General features: G+C 57.5%; 27 protein-coding genes and 1 other RNA gene. 18 read left to right on the top strand and 10 right to left on the bottom strand.

The genetic code is table 11. From position 1 onward, the window contains the following. The first annotated feature begins 33 nt into the window (after window positions 1-33). Both ACQUQU_RS15520 and ACQUQU_RS15515 read left to right on the top strand, forming a co-directional pair. Window positions 34-981, top strand: a complete 948-nt coding sequence (locus ACQUQU_RS15520) for an alpha/beta hydrolase (RefSeq protein WP_430460611.1) — start codon at window positions 34-36, stop codon at window positions 979-981. Window positions 982-1,115: 134 nt separating this feature from the next. Next, window positions 1,116-1,562 (top strand): ester cyclase, encoded by a 447-nt coding sequence (locus ACQUQU_RS15515; RefSeq protein ID WP_430460610.1) that lies wholly within the window; start codon window positions 1,116-1,118, stop codon window positions 1,560-1,562. Here the strand turns inward: ACQUQU_RS15515 and ACQUQU_RS15510 are convergent. Both ACQUQU_RS15510 and ACQUQU_RS15505 read right to left on the bottom strand, forming a co-directional pair. Next, window positions 1,528-1,827 (bottom strand): CDGSH iron-sulfur domain-containing protein, encoded by a 300-nt coding sequence (locus ACQUQU_RS15510; protein WP_430460609.1) that lies wholly within the window; start codon window positions 1,825-1,827, stop codon window positions 1,528-1,530. The two genes, ACQUQU_RS15515 and ACQUQU_RS15510, sit on opposite strands and share 35 nt — an antisense overlap. Beyond that, window positions 1,824-2,288 carry an EVE domain-containing protein gene (locus tag ACQUQU_RS15505; protein WP_430460608.1) on the bottom strand — a complete coding sequence of 155 codons (465 nt, stop codon included), beginning with the start codon at window positions 2,286-2,288 and terminating at the stop codon, window positions 1,824-1,826. Before ACQUQU_RS15505 ends, ACQUQU_RS15510 begins: the two co-directional genes overlap by 4 nt. A gap of 123 nt (window positions 2,289-2,411) precedes the next feature. On the opposite strand from ACQUQU_RS15505, the gene ACQUQU_RS15500 reads away from it, so the two are divergent. Next, window positions 2,412-2,537 carry a hypothetical protein gene (locus ACQUQU_RS15500; protein WP_430460607.1) on the top strand — a complete coding sequence of 42 codons (126 nt, stop codon included), beginning with the start codon at window positions 2,412-2,414 and terminating at the stop codon, window positions 2,535-2,537. 33 nt (window positions 2,538-2,570) lie between these two features. Here ACQUQU_RS15500 and ACQUQU_RS15495 read toward each other — a convergent pair whose 3' ends face one another. The 4 genes from ACQUQU_RS15495 to ACQUQU_RS15480 all read right to left on the bottom strand — a co-directional run bounded on the left by ACQUQU_RS15495 (window position 2,571) and on the right by ACQUQU_RS15480 (window position 3,936). Continuing rightward, complete coding sequence (locus tag ACQUQU_RS15495) at window positions 2,571-3,152, bottom strand: 5-formyltetrahydrofolate cyclo-ligase (protein WP_430460606.1); 582 nt, start codon at window positions 3,150-3,152, stop codon at window positions 2,571-2,573. Window positions 3,153-3,178: 26 nt separating this feature from the next. Further along, window positions 3,179-3,358: non-coding RNA, 6S RNA (gene ssrS, locus ACQUQU_RS15490), on the bottom strand. Between the two features lie 58 nt (window positions 3,359-3,416). Further along, complete coding sequence (locus tag ACQUQU_RS15485; protein WP_430460605.1) at window positions 3,417-3,731, bottom strand: cell division protein ZapA; 315 nt, start codon at window positions 3,729-3,731, stop codon at window positions 3,417-3,419. Continuing rightward, window positions 3,724-3,936 (bottom strand): TIGR02449 family protein, encoded by a 213-nt coding sequence (locus ACQUQU_RS15480; RefSeq protein ID WP_430460604.1) that lies wholly within the window; start codon window positions 3,934-3,936, stop codon window positions 3,724-3,726. The genes ACQUQU_RS15485 and ACQUQU_RS15480 overlap by 8 nt, the downstream gene beginning before the upstream one ends. A 166-nt stretch (window positions 3,937-4,102) precedes the next feature. Here ACQUQU_RS15480 and ACQUQU_RS15475 point away from each other — a divergent pair, with 166 nt between their 5' ends. From ACQUQU_RS15475 to ACQUQU_RS15460, 4 genes are read left to right on the top strand one after another with little or no spacing between them, the layout of a single operon-like run. Continuing rightward, window positions 4,103-4,657: a UPF0149 family protein gene (locus ACQUQU_RS15475; RefSeq protein ID WP_430460603.1), complete on the top strand. Its 555-nt coding sequence runs from the start codon at window positions 4,103-4,105 to the stop codon at window positions 4,655-4,657. A gap of 27 nt (window positions 4,658-4,684) precedes the next feature. Beyond that, a complete protein-coding gene (gene pepP / locus ACQUQU_RS15470; RefSeq protein ID WP_430460602.1) occupies window positions 4,685-5,998 on the top strand; it encodes a Xaa-Pro aminopeptidase in 1,314 nt (437 codons plus the stop codon). Window positions 5,999-6,007: 9 nt separating this feature from the next. Next, entirely contained in the window at window positions 6,008-7,258 is a 1,251-nt protein-coding gene (gene ubiH, locus ACQUQU_RS15465; RefSeq protein ID WP_430460601.1) for a 2-octaprenyl-6-methoxyphenyl hydroxylase, read from the top strand. Between the two features lie 2 nt (window positions 7,259-7,260). Continuing rightward, window positions 7,261-8,460: a UbiH/UbiF/VisC/COQ6 family ubiquinone biosynthesis hydroxylase gene (locus tag ACQUQU_RS15460; RefSeq protein ID WP_430460600.1), complete on the top strand. Its 1,200-nt coding sequence runs from the start codon at window positions 7,261-7,263 to the stop codon at window positions 8,458-8,460. Window positions 8,461-8,545: 85 nt separating this feature from the next. Here the strand turns inward: ACQUQU_RS15460 and ACQUQU_RS15455 are convergent, their stop codons facing one another. The 3 genes from ACQUQU_RS15455 to ACQUQU_RS15445 form a co-directional block, all read right to left on the bottom strand. Continuing rightward, window positions 8,546-8,953 carry an acyl-CoA thioesterase gene (locus tag ACQUQU_RS15455; RefSeq protein WP_430460599.1) on the bottom strand — a complete coding sequence of 136 codons (408 nt, stop codon included), beginning with the start codon at window positions 8,951-8,953 and terminating at the stop codon, window positions 8,546-8,548. Between the two features lie 85 nt (window positions 8,954-9,038). Further along, the gene (locus tag ACQUQU_RS15450) at window positions 9,039-10,415 is read right to left on the bottom strand and encodes a TRAP transporter large permease (RefSeq protein ID WP_430460598.1); all 1,377 of its coding nucleotides are present in this window, start codon (window positions 10,413-10,415) and stop codon (window positions 9,039-9,041) included. Continuing rightward, window positions 10,408-10,941: a TRAP transporter small permease subunit gene (locus ACQUQU_RS15445; protein ID WP_430460597.1), complete on the bottom strand. Its 534-nt coding sequence runs from the start codon at window positions 10,939-10,941 to the stop codon at window positions 10,408-10,410. The genes ACQUQU_RS15450 and ACQUQU_RS15445 overlap by 8 nt, the downstream gene beginning before the upstream one ends. 246 nt (window positions 10,942-11,187) lie before the next feature. Between ACQUQU_RS15445 and ACQUQU_RS15440 the strand changes: the two genes are divergently transcribed. From ACQUQU_RS15440 to ACQUQU_RS15415, 6 genes are all read left to right on the top strand, one after another. Beyond that, complete coding sequence (locus ACQUQU_RS15440) at window positions 11,188-12,231, top strand: PstS family phosphate ABC transporter substrate-binding protein (RefSeq protein ID WP_430460596.1); 1,044 nt, start codon at window positions 11,188-11,190, stop codon at window positions 12,229-12,231. Window positions 12,232-12,316: 85 nt separating this feature from the next. Beyond that, on the top strand, window positions 12,317-13,690 hold the full coding sequence (gene pstC / locus ACQUQU_RS15435) for a phosphate ABC transporter permease subunit PstC (protein WP_430460595.1): 1,374 nt from the start codon (window positions 12,317-12,319) through the stop codon (window positions 13,688-13,690). After that, on the top strand, window positions 13,683-14,963 hold the full coding sequence (gene pstA, locus ACQUQU_RS15430; RefSeq protein ID WP_430460594.1) for a phosphate ABC transporter permease PstA: 1,281 nt from the start codon (window positions 13,683-13,685) through the stop codon (window positions 14,961-14,963). Before pstC ends, pstA begins: the two co-directional genes overlap by 8 nt. A 34-nt stretch (window positions 14,964-14,997) precedes the next feature. Then, entirely contained in the window at window positions 14,998-15,801 is an 804-nt protein-coding gene (gene pstB / locus ACQUQU_RS15425) for a phosphate ABC transporter ATP-binding protein PstB (RefSeq protein ID WP_430460593.1), read from the top strand. Between the two features lie 11 nt (window positions 15,802-15,812). Continuing rightward, window positions 15,813-16,529 carry a phosphate signaling complex protein PhoU gene (gene phoU, locus ACQUQU_RS15420; RefSeq protein WP_430460592.1) on the top strand — a complete coding sequence of 239 codons (717 nt, stop codon included), beginning with the start codon at window positions 15,813-15,815 and terminating at the stop codon, window positions 16,527-16,529. 287 nt (window positions 16,530-16,816) lie between these two features. Next, window positions 16,817-17,791, top strand: coding sequence for a porin (locus tag ACQUQU_RS15415; protein ID WP_430460591.1), 975 nt, complete (start codon window positions 16,817-16,819; stop codon window positions 17,789-17,791). Window positions 17,792-17,890: 99 nt separating this feature from the next. Here ACQUQU_RS15415 and ACQUQU_RS15410 read toward each other — a convergent pair whose 3' ends face one another. Further along, window positions 17,891-19,225 (bottom strand): TolC family outer membrane protein, encoded by a 1,335-nt coding sequence (locus tag ACQUQU_RS15410; RefSeq protein ID WP_430460590.1) that lies wholly within the window; start codon window positions 19,223-19,225, stop codon window positions 17,891-17,893. 165 nt (window positions 19,226-19,390) lie between these two features. Here ACQUQU_RS15410 and ACQUQU_RS15405 point away from each other — a divergent pair, with 165 nt between their 5' ends. The 5 genes from ACQUQU_RS15405 to parE all read left to right on the top strand — a co-directional run bounded on the left by ACQUQU_RS15405 (window position 19,391) and on the right by parE (window position 24,076). Then, on the top strand, window positions 19,391-19,996 hold the full coding sequence (locus ACQUQU_RS15405) for an NUDIX domain-containing protein (protein ID WP_430460589.1): 606 nt from the start codon (window positions 19,391-19,393) through the stop codon (window positions 19,994-19,996). A 118-nt stretch (window positions 19,997-20,114) separates the two neighbouring features. Beyond that, on the top strand, window positions 20,115-20,573 hold the full coding sequence (locus ACQUQU_RS15400; RefSeq protein WP_430460588.1) for a DUF1249 domain-containing protein: 459 nt from the start codon (window positions 20,115-20,117) through the stop codon (window positions 20,571-20,573). A 104-nt stretch (window positions 20,574-20,677) separates the two neighbouring features. Next, the gene (gene cpdA / locus ACQUQU_RS15395; protein ID WP_430460587.1) at window positions 20,678-21,484 is read left to right on the top strand and encodes a 3',5'-cyclic-AMP phosphodiesterase; all 807 of its coding nucleotides are present in this window, start codon (window positions 20,678-20,680) and stop codon (window positions 21,482-21,484) included. Window positions 21,485-21,491: 7 nt separating this feature from the next. Continuing rightward, window positions 21,492-22,097, top strand: coding sequence for a YqiA/YcfP family alpha/beta fold hydrolase (locus ACQUQU_RS15390; protein ID WP_430460586.1), 606 nt, complete (start codon window positions 21,492-21,494; stop codon window positions 22,095-22,097). A gap of 89 nt (window positions 22,098-22,186) precedes the next feature. Next, window positions 22,187-24,076 carry a DNA topoisomerase IV subunit B gene (gene parE, locus ACQUQU_RS15385; protein ID WP_430460585.1) on the top strand — a complete coding sequence of 630 codons (1,890 nt, stop codon included), beginning with the start codon at window positions 22,187-22,189 and terminating at the stop codon, window positions 24,074-24,076. Window positions 24,077-24,103 lie beyond the last annotated feature (27 nt).

The following is a 24,103-nucleotide window of genomic DNA, read 5'->3' as shown; positions in this document are numbered from 1 at the left end:
TATCGTCAGTGCAACGTGCCTACAGGAGTCAGGATGAGCTGGACCCGTAATGGTGTGATTTCCGAGTTGCCCGTCATGGACTGGAGCAGTCAGCAACCGATGGCTGGTTCCCAGTGGCAGCAGTATTGCGCGACCTACGGTCTTGAGTTTGCTGAGGCGGGAGCTGCGGTTCACTCGGCCGGTATGATGGCGATTGATACCCACCAGATTGCTGTGCAGGTGTTCCGTCACCCGTCCGCAACCGGCACTGCGCTGCTGGTGCACGGTTACTACGATCATCTGGGGATTTACGGTTCGCTGATCCGCTTTTGTCTGGCGCAGGGGCTGAACGTGGTTGCCTTTGATTTGCCGGGGCATGGGTTGTCCAGTGGCGAGCGGGCATCAATCGGCAGCTTTCAGGAATACGATTCCGTCTTCAGTCAGGTGCTGCAGAAAGTGCAGGAATTTCTGCCGGCGCCTGTCTATGCCTTCGGCCAGAGCACAGGCGGTGCGATTCTGATGAATTATTTGCTGAAACGGCAACTGACGCCGGCGCTCTCACCATTCCGCGAGATTTGCCTGATGGCGCCCTTAGTGCGCCCGAAAGGTTGGCGCAGTGGTCGTATGGTGCATACCATCGCCAGTCTTTTTGTGCGCCGCATCAAGCGCAAATTTAATCCGAATTCGGCCGACAGCGAGTTTCTGCGGTTTATCGCCCAGACCGATCCGCTGCAGCCGCATTACCTGAGCGTACGCTGGGTCGGCGCACTGAAAAAATGGATACCCTATATCGAAGCGTTACCGGCGTCGGAGCTGGTCGTGAATATCGTGCAGGGGGATGCCGATCAGACGGTGGACTGGCGCTACAACCTCGGGGTGCTGCAGGCTAAATTTCCGAATCTGCGGCTGAAAATGATCGCGGGTGGTCAGCATCATCTGGTGAACGAGTCGCCGGCGTTACAGGCTGAAATTTACGCCACGATGAAAGAGTGGCTCAATTGACCGCTCAGGACCGGAATGTCCCCTCTGGTCCCTTTGTCCTTTAATGTCCTAACTTTATCCGTATCCTCTCCCTACCATGCAGCCAATGGATGCAGGTGGACAATTATCGCCAGGACGGCAGATTGGGAGACGGCATGACAGACAGCGTCGAAACAAACAAAAAGCTGGTGCGCAATTTTATTGAGCTGACTTGGAATCAGGGTCGGTTTAATCTCGCCCGCTCGCTGCTGGCCCGTGACTTTACGTATTACGCCAGCATGGTGAATATGCCGATGGGCATCGAAGACATGGGTGCGCTGATCGGCAAAATCCGCGACAGCATGGAAGACTTCTCGATATCGGTGGAAGAGATTGTCTGTGAAGGCAATCGCGTGGTCACTCAGTCGACGTTTTGCGGCTCACTGATCAAGCCATTAATGGGATTTCAGCCGGTCGATAAAATGGTCGCGCTGCATGCCGCGACCTTCTGGGAAATCAAAAACGGACAAATCGTGTCCGGCACGTCTCTGCTGGACACCGCCGACCTGTTCCAACAGGTCTACCGCATCATGGGCGCCGCTCATCAGGCGAGCGCCGTCTGAACCAACCGGCCGTTATTGCTTTAACGGCCTGCCAGATACTCATCGAATTTCTTGGGTTGTGCGTGCCATCGCAGTACGGGTATGCAAGGCTGCCGCGGCAACTGCATAACCACACCAGCTGTTTTTGTTTCGCCCTATGTTCAACCACTGCGCTGCAGTGTTCATCGGCCCATGGGCGGCTAGTGCAGCGGCGGCAGCCGCACAGACGCTGCGCGGTGTTGGCCTCAAAGGTTACCACGATCGGAAGAATGGGTTTGCCGCTCATACCGTGCGCGTCAGGCTCATGATGTGATCCCATTCCTGCTCGGTCACCGGTTGCACCGATAAGCGGGCGCGGTTGAGCAGTGCCATCTCTTGCAGTGCGCTGTCCTGGCGCATTGCCTTCAGTGTGACGACCGGATTCAGGGCATGAACCGCTTCCACTTCGATGGTAATCCAGCGCGGATTGTCCGGATCCGACTTGGCATCGAAGTAGGGCGAACCCGGGTTAAACGCCGACGGATCTGCAAGGCCGGTGCGGGTGACCCGGCAAATTCCGGCGATGGCTGGCTCTTTACAGCTGGAATGATAAAAAAATGTGAAGTCGCCCGGATTTATTTCATCGCGCAGCAGGTTACGTGCTTGATAATTGCGCACGCCGTCCCATACTGTGCGCCTGTCCGGGGCGCTCGCCAGATCGTCGTAGCTGAAGGTGTCCGGCTCGGATTTCAGTAACCAGTATTTCATACTTTTCCCGTATTAATGGTCCGCTAATTGCTGGGGCGTCTCAGGCAATTGCCTAAGACCGGGTAAAAAATGCTGGAGCCTGTATGGCGACTCCGAAGTTGTTTGTCGTGGAGAATAATAACAATGAATAAGCCAGATATTCTGATCCTTCTGACGGTCGTGGTGCTCATCGGTGCTGCGGTGACCACACTGACCAGTGAACCGGCACGTCCTGCCGCGCTCATGACCATGGAAAACAGCATCCGCTGATTGCGGGCTGCACCCTAACGTCAGCGAGCGGGATTATCCGAAGCGGTAAAGCGTCCGTTCTGTTGCAATGCCATTGAGCCTGATGTCCCACGGCTCAGCCGGCAGTTCATCCCATTTCTGTAATTCGTAGGCCAGGCCGATCAGTGCCGGTTTGTGTCCGCTTTTGCGCATGAACATCAGGGTACGGTCGTAGAAGCCGCCGCCCATACCGAGCCGGTTACCCGTGCCATCAAACGCCACCAGAGGCATGCAGATCAGCCCGAGAAAACGGGTGGGTGTGGCTTTGGTGTGGCGGAATGACGGCTCGCTGATACCGAAGCGGTTTTTCACCATGGTGGTGTGACGCTGGTACGGCAGAAAACTCAGGTGTCCTTTTTTCAGAGGGTGCAGAACCGGCAGAAAAATTTGCCGTCCGCGACGTTGCAGATCGCGCAGCAGAATGGCGGTGTCGATTTCGGCGTCGTTGGTCAGGTACAGCGCGATGCGCGATGCGTATTGAAAGTGCGGAGCCTGACGCAGGGTGTGAAGCAGCTGTCTGGCAGCCTGCTGGCGTTGACGACGGGTGAGCTGATTGCGGCGTTGGCGTATGGCCCGGCGGATTTCCGGTTTATTCATGCGCGGCTTCTGCAGAAAGGAATAAGGAGCTCTCCATTGTGCCGCTGCCGTAAATAAAGACCTTGAACCCTGTGGTCCAAGGTGGCAGGCCAGACACTGAATCAGGCTTTCCGTCGAGCGGACATGCGCACATCAGCGAGTGAAACCTTCCATAAAAAAATGCATCGGCTCAGGACTTTATCAGCTGGCAAACACCCCAGAGAGCGGATGCATTATAACAGAGATAGGTCTGAAAAAACGGGGATTTTGTAACGCCGGGTGGCGTTACAGTTCGAGCTGAAGGTCCTGATCGAGGGCGTCGTCGATCATCGCGTGCAGTTGGCGCACATCCTGATTCAGGCCCTGCTGCTGGCTTTCCACTTCGCGCAGCTGGTGGGCAATGTTGAGCGCTGCGATCACGGCGATACGGTCGGTGCCCAGCACCTTACCCGTGGCGGCGCCGGCCTGTTTGATCTCCTGCATTTTCTCGTTCAGGTAACGGGCGGCATCGCGCAGTTTCTCTTCGGCACCGTCCGGGCAGTTCACCCGGTACTCGCGGTCGAGGATAGTGAGTTCAAGGGTCTTCGGAGAATTAGCCACTGTTACGCTCCAGCGTCTGCAGGCGGGTGATCATTTCATTCACTTTTCGGCGTGCAATTTCGTTCTGCTGCATCAGTTTGGCGCGCTCCGCCTGCCACTCGGCTTCGGCCGCACGCATCTGGCGGTTCTGCTCACGCAGCGTCGCATGCACGCTCAGCAGCTTTTCAATTTTGCGCTGCAGGTTCTGGAGTTCAGGGTTTTGCATTGCCGTCCCGCGGTCGGTGAGAATCGGCTTAATATAAGAGGCGGCTGACCTGATGGTCAATGTGGTGTCCGGCCAGTTGCTGTGATTGCAGGTCAAAGATGACGGGCAGAGAAAACCCGGCGCCGTCGGTGTTAGAATGTCGCCTTTGTGTAGAACCGGTACTGCTATGAACATCGATTTTAATGTGGCCGCCGACCTCTGGGTCGAAGCCGGCTGCTATCAGACTCCCTCCGCGCTGCAAGGCTGGCTGGCCGGCTATCTGGCGGCGGGCGGACGTCTGGATAAAAGCACCTGGTTGCAGGAAGCGCAGGATTATCTGGAACTGGAAGACGCACCGTCCGATAAGCTGGCGGCCTTCCTGAACGATTTTTATCAGGACGTGCTGCGCGGTATGGCCGGTGATGCGATGGATTTCGTACTCTTGCTGCCAGCCGACGAAGACGCCGACATTGAAGAGCAGGTCGAATGTCTGGCCGAGTGGAGCAAAGGCTTCCTCGACGGCTTCGGCGCATCGGGCAAGGTTCAGGGCAAGGTGCCGGACGACGTCATGGAAGTGCTGCAGGATCTGGATGCTTTCTCTCAGGCGCAGCTCGAAGATCCTCAAGACCCGCAGAACGAAATGCTGTATCTGGAACTGGCTGAGCATGCCCGTGTGGCGGCGCTGACCGTGTTCTACGCCATGAACCAGCAGGCGCAAGCCGCGCCGAAAACCCTGCACTAAGCACTCATTCACAGCACAGAGGCTGATATGAAACTGGATTCCCGTGAGTACGCCAAACGCCGCCGTCAGCTGATGGACCTGATGAGCCCGAACAGCATCGCCATTGTGCCGTCGGCACCGGTGACCGTGCGTAACCGTGACGTTGAGCATCCGTTCCGTCAGGATTCCGATTTCTATTACCTGTCCGGCTTTGCTGAAGAGCACGCCGTGGTGGTGCTGATTCCGGGCCGTGAGCACGGTGAGTACGTGCTGTTCTGTGAAGAGAAAATCAAAGAGAAAGAAATCTGGACCGGCCGCCGCGTTGGTCCGGAAGCCGCACCGGATGTGCTGGGTTGTGACGACGCCTTCCCGATCAGTGATATAGACGACATCCTGCCGGGGCTGATTGAAGGCAAAGACCGCGTGTACGCCAGTCTGGGCGTCAGCCCGGTATTCGATAACCAGCTGATGCAGTGGGTGAACCACATCAAGACTCAGGTGCGTAACGGCGCCACGCCGCCGCGCGAGTTCAGCGCTCTCGATCATCTGCTGCACGAGATCCGTCTGATCAAATCACCGGCCGAAATCGCCCTGATGCAACGCGCCTGTGACATCAGCGCCGATGCTCACACCCGCGCCATGCAGATGGTGAAGCCGGGTATGTTCGAGTACGAGCTGGAAGCCGAACTGATGCGCACCTTTATGGCCGCCGGTTCGCGCTGGCCGGCGTATCCGTCGATTGTGGGCACCGGCGAAAACGCCTGCATCCTGCATTACACCCACAACAATGCCGAGATCAAAGACGGCGATCTGATTCTGATCGACGCCGGTTGTGAGCTGGATTACTACGCCTCTGACATTACCCGTACTTTCCCGGCCAATGGCAAATTTACCGAGCCACAGCGCAAGCTGTATCAGCTGGTGCTGGACGCCAACTATGCCGCCATCGATGCGGTTAAAGCCGGAAATAACTGGAACGATCCGCACGCGGCGGCGGTGAAAGTGCTGGTGGCGGGTCTTGTGCAGTATGGTCTGCTCAGTGGTGACGAAGAAACCCTGATCGAAGAACAGGCCTACCGTCAGTTCTATATGCACAAAACCGGTCACTGGCTGGGCATGGACGTGCACGACGTCGGCGAATACCGCATCGACGGCGAGTGGCGTCTGCTGGAAGAAGGCATGGTGCTGACCATTGAGCCGGGCCTGTACATCGCGCCGGATGACGAAACGGTTGACCCTATGTGGCGTGGCATCGGCATCCGTATTGAAGACGATGTGGTGGTCACCAAAACCGGCTGCAACGTGCTGACCCGTGGTGTGGTGAAAGACGTCGATGCCATTGAAGCCTTAATGGCCGGCTGAGGACGGACAATGAGCAACCCGATTGCGCACTCGGACATCGTGGTACTGGGCGCCGGCATGGCCGGTGCCAGTCTGGTTCACCTGCTCAGGCCATCGCTGGCCCGTGGGCTGACCCTGACGCTGATCGACCGTCAGCCGCTCAACTGGGATGGTGACATCAGCCAGCGCCCGCCGAGTTTCGACGGTCGCGCTACTGCGCTGTCTTACGGCACGCAGCAGATGTTGCAACGTCTGGGCGTGTGGCAACACATGGCGGCGCGCGCCTGTGCCATCGAGCATATTCAGGTGTCGGATCAGGGCCGCTTCGGCCAGACCCACCTGCACGCCAGTGAACAGAATACCGACGCTCTGGGTTACATCGTCGAAAATGCCGTGATTGGTCAGGGCCTGCTGCGCGATCTTAAACAGCCGGGCGTGACCGTGATGGCGCCGGCGGAAGTCACTCAGGTGCAGATGAATGTCGCTGGCGCGCTGCTCACCTTTACCGATGGCAGTCAGCTGCAGACCGGTTTGCTGATCATGGCCGACGGTGCGCGCTCGGCGCTGGCGGCGCAGCTGGGCATTCAGCATGAACGCATCGCCTATGGTACGCATGCGCTGGTCACTCAGGTGCGCACCGACCGCGCTCACGGTCACTGGGCCTACGAACGCTTCAGCCACGACGGCCCTATCGCATTTCTGCCGCTCAACAGCCACGACTATGCCGTGGTGTGGACGCTGAACAACGACGTGATTGATAGCGTCATGGCGCTGGATGACGACGCCTTGCTCGCCCGTCTGCAAACTCAGATCGGTTATCGTCTTGGGCGTCTGCTTAAAGCCGGTGAGCGCGCGGCGTATCCGCTGTCGCTGGTCAAAAGCAAAGAACAGGTGCGCCGCTCGCTGGTGCTGCTCGGCAACGCCGCGCACAGCCTGCACCCGGTAGCCGGACAAGGATTCAATCTGGCCATGCGTGACACCGCGGTACTGGCCGAACATTTAAACCGCGCCTGGGCTTCAGGTCAGGCGTTGGGCGATCTGGCGTTGCTGCAGGCCTACGAACGCCAGCAGCAAGCCGATCAGCGCAATACCATTGGTGCCAGCGATCTGCTGCCGAAAGTGTTTGCCAGCGATTCGGCCGTGGTCAGCGTGCTGCGTGACGCTGGTCTGCTGGCGCTGGCAGCCATGCCGGTGACGCGCCGACTGTTTACCCGCCATGCCATGGGGCTCGGGCAGCGCGCTGCCGATGTCCATGCGCTGATCCCGGCGGACGGAGAATAAATATGCAATACGATGTGGTGATTGTCGGTGCCGGTCTGGTTGGCCAGGCCATTGCGGCGGCACTGGCGCAAGGTGAACAGGGCCTGCGCATTGCGCTGGTGGATCCGGCGTACCGTGCGGATGCCCCGGCCTTTGGCGCAGAACTGGCGGACATTGATCTGCGAGTGTCGGCGCTGACGGCCAAGAGTCAGGCCTTCTTAAGCCGTCTTGGCGCCTGGCAGAAGATTCCGGCAAATGCCTTAAGCCCCTATACCGCTATGAAAGTCTGGGATGCCGAAGGCACAGGTTCTGTGACCTTCAGCGCCGCTGATCTGCATGTGCCGGCGCTGGGTCATATCGTCGAAAACAAACAGACGCTGTGGGCGCTGCAGCAATGCGTTGCCGCAGCGGCCATTGATATCGTCGCCGAGCCGGTGCGTTACATCGACAACCGCAACGACGCAGGCTTCACCCCTGTGGTGCTGAATAACGGTGAAACCCTGCTGGCCAAGCTGGTGGTGGGTGCCGACGGCGCGCTGTCGCGTATCCGTCAGTGGGCGGGTTTGCCAGCGTGGGAATGGGATTATGGCCATCACGCCATTGTCGCCACCGTGCGCTGTGAGCAGCCGTTGCAGGCTACCGCCTGGCAGCGTTTCCGTCCGCAGGGGCCGCTGGCGTTTCTGCCACTGGCGCAGGATCCGCATCTGGCGTCCATCGTCTGGTCGACTTCTCCCGAAGAAGCCGATGAGGTGCTGGCGCTGAGTGACGACGACTTCAACAATGCCTTAAGCGCTGCCTTTGAAGGCCGGCTGGGCAAGGTGCTGGAAAGCTCGGCGAAGGCTCGCTTCCCGCTGCGTCAGCGTCACGCCAAAGACTACTGGTGCGAAGGCGTGGTGCTGGCCGGCGATGCCGCGCACACCATTCATCCGCTGGCCGGACAGGGTGTGAATCTGGGCTTTAAAGATGCCGAAACTCTGGCTGAAGAAATCCTGCGCGCGCAGGCCAAGGGGCTGGATATTGGCTCAGAGCTGGTGCTCAGTCGTTATCAGCGCCGCCGTCAGGCGGATAACCTCGCGACCATGGCTGTGATGGAAGGCTTCAAGCAGCTGTTTGGCTCCGACCTGCCGCTGGTACGTCTGCTGCGCAACGAAGGCATGCGCCTGTTCGACAAGCTGCTGCCTGTGAAACAGCACGTGGTGATGAAGGCCATGGGGCTGGACTGACGGCTGAGCAGGGTTTTCTGAGCACAATAAAAAAGCCGGCACTTCGCCGGCTTTTTTGTCGCTGCATCCTGAGCCCGGAAGATGCTCAGCGCGGAACGCGACGGATGCGGCCCTGCTCGTCGATGGCAACGTAGACGAATACGGCATCCACGACTTTGCGGCGCACGTTTTCGTTCGGGTTCTGGGTCCAGACTTCAATGGCGATGCGGATGGACGATGAGCCGATATCCAGCAGGCGGGTGTAGAAACACACAGCGGCGCCAATGCGGATGGGCGACATGAACACCACAGACTCCAGCGCGACGTTGGCGATGCGGCCCTGAGCGATGCGGCTGGCAACGCATTCGGCGGCGTGATCCATCTGGGCAACCACCCAGCCACCACTGATATCGCCATGCACATTGGTGTCGTTTCGGGTCGGAATCAGGCGCAGCGTAAGCTCGCCATCCGGGGTTGGCTCGCAGTCTTCACGGGCCTCAAGCTGATCATTCATGGTGTTAACCGGGCTTAGAATTATTTTGTGCGGAGTGTACTGGTTTTCCGTAACCAGCACACCCAAAGACAATACGACTTTATGACTAGCCGTAGAGCCTGTCTGGCAACCAGGTGGCCAATTGCGGCATTGCGGCCAATAAAACCAGTACTAACAGCTGAATGAGAATAAATGGGATAACGCCTCTGTAGATGGTCCGCGTCGGCACAGATTCGGGCGCCACACCGCGCAGGTAAAACAGCGCAAAGCCAAACGGTGGTGTCAGGAACGAGGTCTGCAGGTTGATGGCAATCATAATGCCCAGCCACACAGGGTCGGCACCCAACATCAGCAGCACAGGCGCGACAATCGGCACCACCACAAAGGTGATCTCGATAAAGTCGAGAATGAAGCCGAGCAGGAAGATCACCAGCATCACGATCAGCATGGCGCTGAACAGGCCACCCGGCAGGTCCGAAAACACACTGTGCACCAGTTCTTCGCCGCCAAAACCGCGGAACACCAGCGAAAACAGCGCCGCACCGACAAAAATCATGAACACCATGCTGGTCACCTGCACGGTGGCGTCCATCACCTCGCGCAGCCGCTTAAGGTCGAACTCGCCGTAGGCAATGGCCAGCAGCATGGCGCCACCGGCACCGATACCGGCCGCTTCCGTCGGCGTGGCGATGCCGGCCAGAATCGACCCCAGTACGGCGATGATCAGTGCCAGCGGCGGCAGCAGGCCTTTCAGCAGTTCGGCAATAAACGCCATGTCCAGCGGTGGACGGTCACTGACTGCGGGGGCAGCTTGTGGCCGGAACAGGGCAACGCCCCCGATATAGAGCAGGTAGGCCAGCACCAGGATCAGGCCGGGCACGATGGCGCCGACAAACAGGTCGGCCACGGAGACGGTTTCCGGACTGAAGATGCCCATCTTCAGCTGCGCCTGCTGATACGCACTCGACAGCACATCACCCAGAATAATCAGCGCTGTCGACGGCGGAATAATTTGCCCGAGCGTACCGGTCGCGCAGATATTGCCGGTGGCCAGCGCCGGGCTGTAGCCCTGACGCAGCATGGTCGGCAGAGAAATCAGGCCCATGGTCACCACGGTGGCGCCGATGATGCCAGTACTGGCCGCCATCAGCATGCCGACCAGCACCACCGAAAAGCCCAGACCGCCGCGCACCGGACCGAACAGCAGGCCCATGTTGCGCAGCAGACGTTCGGCGATGCGCGATTTTTCCAGCATCACACCCATAAATACAAACAGCGGCACGGCAATCAGAATCTGGTTGCTGAGAATGCCGAACACCCGGTTCGGCAGGGCGTGCAGGAAGGCAGCGTCCAGCGTACCGGTCAGCAGACCAACTCCGGCAAACAGCAAGGACGTACCGGCCAGTGTAAAGGCCACCGGAAAGCCGGCCATCAGCACCAGACAGATCACCGCAAATAACAGCAGCGGCATTAACTCAGCCATAGTGGGTCTCCTGGTCGGCGTGCAGGTCTTCGGGGTCTTTGTGATGGGTAAAGGTGTTGCCCAGCTCGGCCACGGCCTGCACCAGCATCAGGGCCGGCAGGGCGAGAATCAGGGTTTTCAGCAGGAAAACCAGCGGCAGGCCGCCAGATTCCGGTGACTTTTCACCAATGGCCCAGGCCGTGGCGACGTATTCCCAGCTGATCCACAGCATGAACAGGCAGAAGGGCACCAGTAACAGCAGAATGCCGAGGCGGTCGACCAGCGCCTGCCGCGCCGGCGACCAGTTGCGGTAGAACACATCTACCCGCACGTGGCCGCCCTGCTGCCAGGTGTAGGCCGAGCCCAGCATAAACAGCGAGGCGTGCAGATACATCACCGCCTCCTGCAGGGCAATGGAAGGCATGTCGAAGCTGTAGCGCAGAATCACCACTGCACAGGAAATCAGCACCATAAACAGGGCCAGCCAGCGGATGGCATGACCGCACAGGCGGGTGAAACGGTTGATAAGATGCAGGGCGTTTTTCATGGCGATCGCTGCGGGAGAAGACGGGCGCGGATTATAGCGGCGATGGGCGCAAAGGATAACCCGTCATTCCTGACGAAGCGGCTGCTGGCGCGGGTTTTGACCCGGTTTGTGGTGTCACACAAGTGTCATTCGGGTGTAACAATACTGCGGGTTGTCATATTTCTGTAACATTGCAATCCAATAATGCAGGGCATCCAATCCAAGGTGTTACGGCCACTGGCTGAAACTACAAAACAGGAAACGACGATGAAAAAAGCTCTGTTAACCGGTGCAGCTCTGCTGGCCTCTGTAGTAAGTGCTACGGCTCAGGCCGAGCGTGATTACATCAGCATTGTAGGTTCTTCTACTGTGTATCCGTTCTCCACTGTGGTGGCTGAGCGTTTCGGTAAAGCCTCTAACTTCCGTACCCCTAAAGTGGAATCCACCGGTTCCGGCGGCGGTCTGAAACTGTTCTGTTCCGGTGTGGGCGATGCAACTCCGGACATCACCAACGCGTCCCGTCGTATCAAAGAATCTGAAATCGAACTGTGTGCGAAAAACGGTGTTAAAGACATCGTTGAAGTGACCATCGGTTTCGACGGCATCACCTTCGCTAACTCTGCCAAAGCGCCACACATGACCATCACCCGTAAGGACATGTACCTGGCTCTGGCCAAGATGGTTCCTGCGACCGACGGTTCTGAGAAGCTGGTTCCTAACCCGTACAAAACCTGGAAAGACGTGAACCCGGCTCTGCCAGCCAAGAAAATTGAAGTTCTGGGCCCACCACCAACATCCGGTACCCGTGATGCGTTCGCTGAACTGGCAATGGAAGGCGGCTGTTCCGAGATCCCATTCATCAAAGCGATGAAGAAAACTGACGAGAAGAAATTCCAGGCAGTATGTCAGGGTCTGCGTGAAGACGGCGCTTACATCGAAGCAGGCGAGAACGACAACCTGATCGTACAGAAACTGGTCGCTAACCCGGATGCATTCGGTATCTTCGGCTTCAGCTTCCTGGAACAGAACTCAGACAAGGTGCAGGGCTCTACCGTTGACGGTAAACTGCCGACCTTCGACAACATCGCTTCCGGTGATTACCCGGTAAGCCGCTCACTGTACTTCTACGTGAAGAAAGCTCACGTAGGTGTGATCCCGGGTATTCAGGAATACCTGAACGAGTTCACCTCTGAGCGTGCGATGGGCGAAGACGGTTACCTGGCAGACAAAGGCATGATTCCTCTGACCGAGGATGCCTACAAGCAGCAGGTTAAGATCGCTAAAGGTCTGATCCCGCTGAACGCCAAGTAATACGCGCGTCTGCCGACCCGCAGCAAAAGCCGAGGCCTGCCTCGGCTTTTGCGTGTCACAAACTTAGCAACCAGACCTCAGATTCATGAATTACAGTAGCCTGATAATCGCAGTGCTTATTCTTCTCGGCGGAGCCTATCTGCTGGGGCGTAACCGCGCGCGCGCCATCGCCAGTCAGGGGATGCGCATGCATTCTCTGCCTACTCACTACGGTGCCCTGATGGCACTCTGGACCGGTTTGCCCCCTCTGCTGCTGTTGCTGCTGTGGGCTCTGATGGAAGCACCGGTTATTGATCATCTGCTGGTTGCCCAACTGCCGGACGCAGTACGCAATGGCACGTCCGCCGACATTCAGCTGGCCATCAGCAAAGTGCACAACCTGGCCATCGGCTCGGGTGTGACAGCGGCCCCTGAGCTGGAGCCTGCGGTTGAGCACCTGAAGGCGCTGCAGTCTCGCAGCAGTCTGCTCAATACCGCCATGATTCTGTGTCTGGCCATCGCCGGTCTGGCGCTGATTTATCGCCGCATCAAGGCCGATATGCGCGCCCGCTCGGAAGTAGAAGGCATCGTCCGCCGTATGCTGTTTGCCAGTTCCGGTATCGCGGTACTGACCACGCTGGGCATTCTGGCGTCTGTGCTGTACGAAGCCTGGATGTTCTTCGGCAAGGTCAGCCCGATCGAATTCCTGTTCGGCACCGTCTGGTCACCGCAGATCGCTCTGCGTGCCGACCAGTCCGGTTCGTCCGGCAGCTTCGGTGCGGTTCCCTTGTTCACCGGTACGCTGCTGATTTCTGCCATCGCCATGATCATTGCAGTACCGGTTGGTCTGATGTCAGCGATTTATCTGTCGGAATACGCGACCCCGCGTGTCCGTTCTTACGCCAAGCCGGCGCTGGAAATTCTGGCCGGTATCCCGACCGTGGTGTACGGCTTCTTCGCCGCGCTGACGGTGGCGCCACTGATTCGTCACGGTGGTGAATCGATTGGTCTGGCGGTGTCGTCCGAGAGCGCGCTGGCCGCGGGTCTGGTGATGGGCATCATGATTATTCCGTTCGTGTCATCGCTGTCCGATGACGTGATCAACGCGGTGCCGCAGTCGCTGCGCGATGGCAGCTACGGGCTGGGCGCTACCCGCAGTGAAACCGTGGCGCAGGTGGTTATTCCGGCGGCGCTGCCGGGTATTGTCGGTGCTGTGATGCTGGCCGTTTCCCGTGCCATTGGTGAAACCATGATCGTGGCCATGGCTGCCGGTCTGGCCGCTAACCTGACGGCTAACCCGCTGGATTCCGTGACCACGGTGACCGTGCAGATCGTAACCCTGCTGGTCGGCGACCAGGAATTCGATTCGCCGAAGACGCTGGCGGCGTTCGCGCTGGGTCTGGTGCTCTTCCTTGTCACGCTGGCGCTGAACTACGTCGCGCTGAAAATTGTGCAGAAATACCGGGAACAATATGACTGAGACATCTGTGACTACCCGTCAAAAAGTAGAAAAGAGCATGAAGCGCCGCCGTGCGGCGGAAAAACGCTTCCGTGCTTATGGTCTGCTGTCGGTACTCTTTGGTCTGCTGTGCCTGGTAGTGCTGTTCGGCAATATTCTGTCGCAGGGTCTGTCGTCTTTCCGCCAGACCGTTATCCACACCGAAATTCTGGTGGATGGCGACTATCTGGGCATTAACAAAAAATCGGAAGAGCAGGAAATCCGCAACGCCGATTTTGAAGGCCTGATCAAAAACCATCTGAAAGAATGGATGAAACCGGAAGGCCGCAACGAGCGCCGTGATCTGTTCTCTATGGTCAGTGCCGGTGCTTCCTGGCATCTGATGGAAATGGTGCAGGCCGATCCGAAACTGATCGGCCAGACAATTTCTATCGATCTGCTGGCCGATGACGAAGTCGATCAGTGGTTCAAACACGACCGTGGTACGGAATTCCATTCGGCGATGGTGTCGGACAAAGAACTGGAATGGCTCGAGCAATGGGTTGCTGATGGCACCCTGAGCACCCGTTTCAATACCCTGTTCTTCACCAACGGTGATTCGCGTGAACCGGAACTGGCCGGCATTCACGGTGCCATTAAAGGCACCTTCCTGACCCTGATGGTGACCTTCCTGCTGTCCTTCCCGATTGGTGTCGCAGCGGCGATTTACCTGGAAGAATTTGCCCCGCGTAACAAAATCACCGAGTTTGTTGAAATCAACATCAACAACCTCGCGGCGGTGCCTTCCATTACCTTCGGTCTGCTGGGTCTGGCGATTTTCATCAACATCTTCGGTGTTGCCCGTTCCACCCCGCTGGTGGGTGGTCTGGTGCTGACCCTGATGACCTTGCCGACCATTATTATTTCCGGCCGTGCAGCGATTAAAGCAGTGCCGCCGTCGATCCGCGAAGCGGCCTTTGGTCTGGGCGCGTCCAAGATGCAGGTGGTGTTTCACCACGTGCTGCCACTGGCGCTGCCGGGCATGCTGACCGGTACCATCATTGGTATGGCGCAGGCGCTGGGCGAAACCGCACCGCTGCTGATGATTGGTATGGTGGCTTTCGTGGTGGACGTTCCGGGTTTCATTAACGACCCGTCCACGGTTCTGCCGGTACAGATTTTCCTCTGGTCCGACAGCCCTGAACGCGCGTTTACGGAGCGCACATCCGGCGCCATTATTGTGCTGCTCGGATTCCTGGTGGTGATGAACACCGCCGCTGTGATGCTGCGTCGTCGTCTTGAGCGTCGCTGGTAATTGGTAACGAATTTCAGATTTGGATTAAAGAATTATGGCCATTATTGAAAACCACAAAACCTGCGGTGCACCTCTGGTAGAACAGCCAAAGCTGACTGCACGCAGTGTGGATGTTTTTTACGGCGAAAAGCAGGCGATTTTTGATGTCAGCCTGGATATCGGCTCCAACGAAGTGATTGCCCTGATCGGTCCGTCCGGTTGCGGCAAGTCGACCTTCCTGCGCTGCCTGAACCGCATGAACGACACCATCGACATCTGTCATGTGAAAGGCGCCATAGAACTCGACAACGAGAACATCTACGATCCGAAAGTGGATGTGGTACCGCTGCGCGCCCGCGTGGGTATGGTGTTCCAGAAGCCGAACCCGTTCCCGAAATCGATTTACGACAACATCGCCTACGGCCCGCGCATTCACGGTCTGGCGCATTCCCGTGTCGACCTCGATGAAATCGTGGAAAAAAGTCTGCAGCGCGCTGGTCTGTGGAACGAAGTAAAAGATCGCCTGCACGCACCGGGTACCGGTCTGTCCGGCGGTCAGCAGCAGCGTCTGTGTATTGCACGTACCATTGCGGTTGATCCGGAAGTTATTCTGATGGACGAACCGTGTTCCGCACTGGATCCGATTGCAACTGCTAAAATTGAAGAACTGATCGACGAGCTGCGTGAAAATTACACCATCGCGATCGTTACCCACTCGATGCAGCAGGCTGCCCGGGTGTCTCAGCGCACGGCGTACTTCCACATGGGGCAACTCATTGAGGTGAATCCAACCGATCAGGTGTTCACCACGCCGGAGCACTCATTAACAGAAGCCTACATTACCGGCCGGTTCGGTTAAGGGGACGTCAGATGGAAATGAATTTTAACCAGCATATTTCCGGCCAGTTCAACGCTGATCTGGAAGCCATCCGCAACCACATGATGGGCATGGGTGGTCTGGTCGAGCGTCAGGTTGCCAACGCCGTAGAAGCCATCTGCAGTGGCGATACGCGCATGGCCGACGACGTTATCCGCCGTGAAGACGAAGTGGATAAGCTGGAAGTGACCATCGACCATGAATGCACCCAGATTCTGGTACGTCGTCAGCCAGCGGCATCCGACCTGCGCATGGTGCTGGCGGTTTCCCGCGTGGTGCGCGACCTTGAGCGTATCGGTGATGAAGCCAGCAAAATCGCTTTCCATGCGCTGGAAGTCGGCGAAAGTGCCAACGCTCAGCTGTGTCAGCAAGCCATGCGTTATATGGGCGCTGAAGTGGTGAAAATGATCTCTGGTGCGCTGGACGCGTTCGCCCGTCACGATGTGGATGGCGCGGTGGAAGTGGTGCGTAACGACAAGCTGGTCGACCAGCAGTATGCATCTGCGCTGCGTGAACTGATCACCTACATGATGGAAGATCCGCGCTCAATTGGTCAGGCGATCAATATTCTGTGGATTCTGCGCGCCATCGAACGTATCGGCGACCACGCGCGTAACATTTCTGAGCAGGTGATTTACCTGGTGAAAGGTACCGACGTTCGTCACAGTTCGCTGAATGAAATCGAACAGCAGGCAGCCCGTAAGGACTGATGGCCTGTCGTGAAAAAGCCCGCCCGGCATCCGCCGCGCGGGCTTTTTTATTGCGCGCGATACACTGGACGTCATGATTGGAGCGTCTTTAATGATTAGTGGAAGAAACAGGTCGTTTTAGTCCTTGTCATGAAAATGCCATCAAAGTGAAATAAAACTGCAGTGATGTCATATTTCTGTAACGTAGCTGAAACAAGATTGTCACGTATTCAGCCAGTACCGGATTTGAGACCTCTGTTTCCCCGGCCCCCGGCTTCTTTTTGCATGACATTGATTGGGAACTAATTATGAAAAAAATCGCATTAGCTCTGGCTGTAACTGCCCCGTTCGCTGTTCAGGCCGAGACCATCGAAATAGAAAAACCAGAATTCTACGGCAAGCTGAACCTGACTCAGGAATTCGTGCAACAGCAGGATGCCGGCAACTTCAGCCAGCTGAACTCCAACGCGTCCCGTCTGGGTCTGAAAGGCAACGTTGCTCTGGAAAACGGCCTGAGCGTGATTTATCAGGCTGAAGTTGAAGTGTTTGCTGATAACGGCTCTAAAACCCTGAGTGGAAAAGTTGATAACGCTGAAGAAGACAAATTTAATTACAAGTCAACCCTGACCCAGCGCAATACCTTTGCCGGTGTGAAGGGTGGTTTCGGTACTGTTCAGTTCGGTGTGTTCGATACCCCGTTCAAACTGTCTCAAGGCAAAGTTGACCTGTTCAACGATCTGCAGGGCGACATCAAAAACGTCATCAGCGCGTCTGGTGAAAACCGTAAAGAAAACAGCGTTCAGTACACTTCTCCAAGTCTGGCGGGTGTTGTAGTTGCCGTTGATCACATCAACAGCGAAGACGAAGAAACCAACAACGGTGTGTCTGCGTCTCTGGCCTACACCCTGAACGGTCTGTATCTGGCCTATGCCTACGACACTGACGTGAAAGCTGAAGGTACCGATCTGGGCCGTGTGGTTGCTCAGTACACTCTGGGTGCTGTGCAGCTGGGTGCTCTGTGGGAAACTCAGGATGTGGATGGCACCGACAGCGTTGATGGCTGGATGGCATCTGCCGCTTACAAACTGAACGGCGACGTTACCCTGAAAGCTCAGTACGGCGCGTCCGATATCAAGAAAGAAGGTGGCGTAAGCTACTCTCTGGGTGCTGACTACAAGCTGGCCAAAACTGCGAAAACCTTCGCTTATGTGACCAGCGAAGAGTCTGACGACGAGAGCCTGAACGCTCAGTACTACGGTCTGGGTCTGGAAGTAAGCTTCTGATCCTGTGCCGGCAGCGCTTCGCACCCCGTGCAGGCGCTGATTGGCAGACATAAAAAAACCGCAGCTCAGGCTGCGGTTTTTTTATGGGCGCTTACCGGATCAGGCAGCGGCCAGCCAGGTATTCAGTTGCTGAATATCGGCTTCGTTCAGGGTGCCGGCGTAGAACTTCAGCGTCAGCAGGTTGATGATGTAATCGTAACGGGCGTTGGCGTAGTCACGCTGCGCACTGAACACGTTTTTCTGCGCGTTCAGCACTTCAACGATGTTGCGGGTACCCACTTTATAGCCAGTCTCAGTGGCTTCCAGCGCGCTTTTGGCAGAGGTGATGGCCTGTTTACGGGCCTTCACGTTCAGTACGTCGGTTTTCACCTGACGGAACAGACTGCGGATGTTCTGCTTGGCTTCACGACGCTGCTGTTCCAGCTGATAGTCGGCCGCGGCGAAGTTCATGGCCGCCTGCTTGGTCTGACCGTACAGAGAACCACCGGCCAGCAGCGGCATGGAGATTTCCACACCGATCTGGGTAATGTCACCGTTGTACGGATCGCCATTGCTGTCGACAGAACTCTGATCGCCGCTCAGGTAAGCGCCGGTCAGGGTCACAGTCGGTGCATGGTTGGAACGGGTGGCGTTACGCTGCAGACGTACGGCGTCTTTGCTGGCTTCTGCGAGCAGAATGCCGGCGTATTTTTCCATGCCTGAGCTTACCCATTCATCCACATTGGCCGGGGCCGGCATTTCCATGGACACGTCATCACGCAGTGGTGATACCGCATCGAAATGCTGGCCAGTCAGCTGTTCCAGCGCTTCGTAAGAAATATCCAGTGCCGCTTCCATACCGAGCAGGTTTACGTAAGACAGGTCGTAGCTGGCCTGTGCTTCGTGCACGTCGGTGATGGCGATCAGGCCCACATCGAAACGTTGTTTGGTCTGTTCCAGAGAACGTTTAACCGCTTTTTCTTCAGCCTGAGCAGTCGACAGGTTGTCTTTCGCACGCAGCACGTTGAAGTATGCCTGCGCGGTGCGCATCAGCAGCTGTTGTTCAGACAGTTGCAGTTGCAGGGCGGAAGCTTCATCACCGGTGCGTGCCGCCTGATAGGTGTACCAGCTGTTCAGATTGAACAGGGTCTGGGAGGCCGACAGTTGCAGTACATCGCGGCTGTAATCGCTTTCAATGGATACGGCAGAGCCGCCGGTTACCACCGCACCTTCCAGATCTGAGCTGATTTCGGTGTGGCTGTAAGAAATCTGAGCCTGTGGCAGCAGGGCGCCACGGGCGATGGTTACGTTGTAGGCGTCTGCTTCACGGGTCGCGCGGGCTGCTGCGATTTCCGCGTCATTGCTGGCGGCCTGCTGATAAATGGTGCTCAGATCCGCCGCACAGGCTGCGCCGGATGCCAGGAGGGCAGTCGTCAGTGAGAGCAGTTTTTTCATAGAGTTGCCTTTCGCAGCAAGTTAAATTGGGAGATGTCGCCGGATTCTAACAGAAAAAATCGGATAAAATTTGAGCCGATTGTTCCACCGATGACAACACAGCGTGCTGTCTGGCGACGCGCGGAAACAAGAATATTCTTAATCAGTAATATAGGTAGGTCAAGCATGATTCCGGACACTTTTGGCCCTCAGGACGTTGAGATTGCCGGGGTTGAAACCGGTTATCAGGGCTTTTTCCGCATCGACAAAATCCGCCTGCGCCACAAAACCTTTGCCGGTGGCTGGACCGGGGAATTCACGCGGGAACTGTTCGAACGCGGCGAGGCCGTGTGTGTACTGCTGTATGATCCCGCAAAAGATGTGGTGGTGCTGACGGAACAATTCCGCATCGGCGCTTTGGCTGATGAACGCTCGCCCTGGTTGCTGGAGCTGGTGGCCGGCATGGTGGAAGAGGGCGAAAGCTATGAAGCGGTGGCGGAGCGGGAAACTTTCGAAGAGGCCGGTTGCCACTTTTACCGCCTGCTGCCGGTTTGCCGTTACTGGGTATCACCGGGTGGCACCAGTGAGCGGGTGCAGATTTTCTGCGGTCTGATCGACAGCGACGGCGTGGGCGGGCTGCACGGTCTGGCAGAAGAGCACGAAGACATCCGCTTGGTGTCGCTGCCGTTCGCGGAAGCCTGGCAGGCATTGGAAGACGGCGTCATCAACAACGCCGCCACCATCATGGCGTTGCAATGGCTTAAACTTCATCAGGCTGAGCTTGCGCCCTGAGGCGCTGACAGAGGCAATTAAGTCACGCGAAATTTCCCGCTTCCCATGCCAGGTGCGGGAGCGTATTTTGCATTTTTTGGTTAACCTCCCGACCCGATGAGCGGGGAGACCTGAAACGTTGAAACGCCGTAAACCCTATGTACCCGATCTGCAGGAGATGGCCGCGCTGTGCGAGGGCAACTACCTGCGACTGTTGCGTCTGCTGCCGTCCGGCCATGCAGAGCGTAGCTTTGTGCTCAGCACCCGCGGTAACGAGGCCCGAGTCCGCATCGTCGTGGATGAAGATCACCGCTACACCAGCATCCTGTCGGTGTATCAGGAGGGCCTGAGTCCGGCCTGGCTGCAACCACTGGCGCTGCAGGTGCGCATGTACCATGATGCGGGCATGGCCGAGGTAACCTCCTGGCAGAATGAGCAGCGTTTTGACGGCCGTTACCAGTACCCGAACCCGGCCATGCGTCTACCGGATGAGAAGGTACAGCTCAATCGCTTTTTGTCTGAATGGCTGGCTCACTGCCAGCGTTATGGACGGGTGCAACAGCCGGTTGCACTGCCGGGAAGTGTAAATGGTCGGTGAAACGCCTGACAAACCCGGACAAATGTGAACTTAGTCGTGGCCAGTTTGCGCTGTGGCCGATAAAGTTGGACACTGACAAGAATAACTAGGGACAGGGGTGCAGTTTGTATTCATTGGATTCAGACGATACGCTGCGGCTGGTTCAGATCACGGATACGCATCTGAACGGCCCGGAAGACGGTCATCTGTTGGGGATGAAAACCCTGCACAGCATGCGCTGTGTGCTGGATGTGGTGCGCACCGAACGCACGCAGATTGACGCCATTCTGGTTACCGGCGACCTGTCTCAGGACGGAACCGAAACCGCCTACCAGCATCTGCACGATGCCCTGATCCCGTTCCAATGCCCTGTCTTCTGGTTTGAAGGCAATCACGATCAGCCTGAACCTATGCAGGCCGTCGCTTCTGGCACTGAGCACCTCAATCGCATCATCCGCACCCAACACTGGCAGCTGATTCTGCTTAATTCGCAGGTGGAAGGCGCTGTGTATGGCCGCCTGAAAAAAGACCAGCTCGACCTGATGGAAAAAGCTCTGAAAGAGCGCCCCGATCTGCACACCCTGATCAGCTTCCATCACCATCCGATTTCCATGGGCAGTGCCTGGATCGACCGCATCGGCGTGAAAAACGGCGACGAGTTCTGCTCACTGATCCGTCAGTACGACAATGTACGCGCAGTGCTGTGGGGCCATGTGCATCAGGAAAGCGATCAGATGATCCACGGTGTGCGCTTTATGTCCACGCCCTCGACCTGCGTGCAGTTCACGCCGGGCTCTGAGGATTTCTCGGTCGACTCTCTGCCGCCGGGCTACCGCTGGATTGACCTGCACGCCGACGGTCGCCTTGAAACCGGCGTCAGCCGCGTTGAAGGCATCGAGTTTGAAATCGATTACTCAGTGAAGGGTTACTGAGGTTCTATTGTTCCCATCTGATACCGCTTGTCTCTACCTGCACGGCTTTCTGAGTTCTCCTCAATCGCAGAAAGCCCGTCAGCTGGTCGATTTTTACGCCGCTCATCTCACCCCGGAACAGCTGTGCGTCCCCTCACTGCCCTTTGCGCCGGCTGAGGCCATGGCGCTGGCAAAGGCCTCTTTGGGGCGCCTGCAATCTGAGTTTGCTCAGGTGTTCGTGATCGGCAGTTCGCTCGGTGGTTTTTACGCCACTCATCTGGCTCAAACCTCTGGCGTGCCTGCCGTGCTGGTGAATCCGGCGGTGCGGCCGTTTGATCTGTTTGAGCATTACCTGGGGCCGAACACGCATTTTTATACCGGTGAGGTGCATGAACTGACGCTGGAACACATCGCCCAGCTGCAGGCCATGAACCACGATCAGATCCAAAATCCGCACCGTCTGCTGCTGCTGTTGCAGACCGGCGATGAAACCCTGGATTACCGTCAGGCTGCGGCTTTATACCGTCAGTGTCCGTCCTGGACGGAAGGCGGTGGCAACCACAGTTTCGACCATTTCATTGAGCGCATGCCCATGATTCTGCAGTGGGTGGCCGCGCACGGGCCGGATCGCTGACGGCTGGCTGGCGTCAGCCCTCCCAACCGCCGCACGAGCCCGTTATACTCCCCAACAACCCGAATTTTCGCAGACACTCAGAGGTTTGAATGTCTAAGCAATATAACGCCTCGTCGATTGAGGTACTGAGCGGTCTTGACCCGGTGCGCAAACGCCCGGGCATGTACACAGACACCACGCGTCCGAACCATCTGGCGCAGGAAGTGATCGACAACTCCGTGGACGAGGCTCTGGCCGGCCACGCCACCTATGTGGACGTCACGCTGCACGCCGACGGCTCCATGACCGTGCTCGATGACGGCCGCGGTATGCCGACCGATATTCACCCCGAACACGGTGTGTCTGGTGTCGAGCTGATTCTCAGCCAGCTGCACGCCGGCGGTAAGTTCTCCAACGACAACTACCAGTTCTCCGGCGGTCTGCACGGCGTGGGCGTGTCGGTGGTGAACGCCTTGTCGAAAGTGCTGGAAGTGACTATCTGGCGCGACGGTCAGGTATCGCGCATCGGTTTCAAAGACGGCTACAAAGCCCTCGACCTGCAGGTCATCGACAGCTGCGCGAAAAAGAAAACCGGTACCTCGGTGCGCTTCCTGCCGGACCCGAAATATTTTGATTCGTCCAAGTTCTCTGTCCCGCGTCTGAAACACGTGCTGCGCGCCAAGGCGGTTTTGTGTCCGGGCCTGCGCATCAAATTCAATGCGCCGAATCCGGAAGACAGTGCCGAGTGGTATTACGAAGACGGCCTGAAGGACTACCTGAAAGTCCACGCCACCGGTTACGAAGTTGTGCCGTCCGAGCCGTTCTGCGGTTCTATGACCGGCACCACGGAAGGCGTCGACTGGGCCGTGCACTGGCTGCCGGAAGGCGGCGAGCTGCTGCAGGAAAGCTACGTCAACCTGATCCCGACCGCGCAGGGCGGTACGCACGTTAACGGTTTCCGTTCCGGCCTGCTGGACGCGCTGCGCGAGTTCTGTGAATTCCGCAATCTGCTGCCGCGTGGTATCAAGCTGACGCCGGAAGACCTGTGGGAGCGCTGCGCTTTTGTGCTGTCGGCCAAGCTCGCCGATCCGCAGTTTGCCGGTCAGACCAAAGAGCGTCTGTCATCGCGCGAAGCCTCCAGTTTTATTTCCGGCGTGGTGAAAGATTCTTTCGCCCTGTGGCTGAACGAAAACACCGCCGAAGCCGAACAACTGGCTGAGCTGGCCATTTCCAGTGCCCAGACCCGTCTGCGCAAATCGAAAACCGTGGCCCGTAAGAAAATCACTCAGGGCCCGGCTCTGCCCGGCAAGCTGGCCGACTGCAGTGGTCAGGACAGTGAGCGCGGCGAACTGTTTCTGGTGGAAGGGGACTCGGCCGGTGGCTCCGCCAAACAGGCGCGCGACCGTGAATTTCAGGCCATCATGCCGCTGCGCGGTAAGATCCTGAACACCTGGGAAGTCGACTCCAACGAAATTCTGGCCTCGCAGGAAGTGCACGACATCGCTGTGGCGCTGGGTATTGATCCGGGCTCTGACGACCTTTCGGGTCTGCGCTACGGTAAAGTCTGTATCCTCGCCGACGCCGACTCTGACGGTCTGCACATCGCCACGCTGCTGTGCGCGCTGTTCGTCCGTCACTTCCCGGCGCTGGTGTCGCGTGGTCACGTGTATGTGGCCATGCCGCCGCTGTACCGTATCGATCTGGGCAAAGAAGTTTTCTATGCGCTGGATGAGGCGGAAAAGCAGGGCATTCTGGAACGCATCAAAGCCGAAAATAAACGCGGTAAAGTGAACGTTCAGCGCTTCAAAGGTCTGGGTGAGATGAACCCGATGCAGCTGCGTGAAACCACCATGGATCCGAACACCCGTCGTCTGGTGCAATTGGCACTGGAGCCGGGTGATGGTACTCATGAAGTGATGGATATGCTGCTGGCCAAAAAGCGCGCCGGCGATCGCAAAACCTGGCTTGAGACCCGCGGAAACGAAGCGGAAATCGCCTGATCTTAACCGGCCGGACGGATCCGGCCG

The organism is Thalassolituus sp. LLYu03 (assembly GCF_050507655.1).
Lineage (GTDB): Bacteria > Pseudomonadota > Gammaproteobacteria > Pseudomonadales > Oceanobacteraceae > Venatoribacter.
This window is presented reverse-complemented; position numbering and strand designations above follow the sequence as displayed.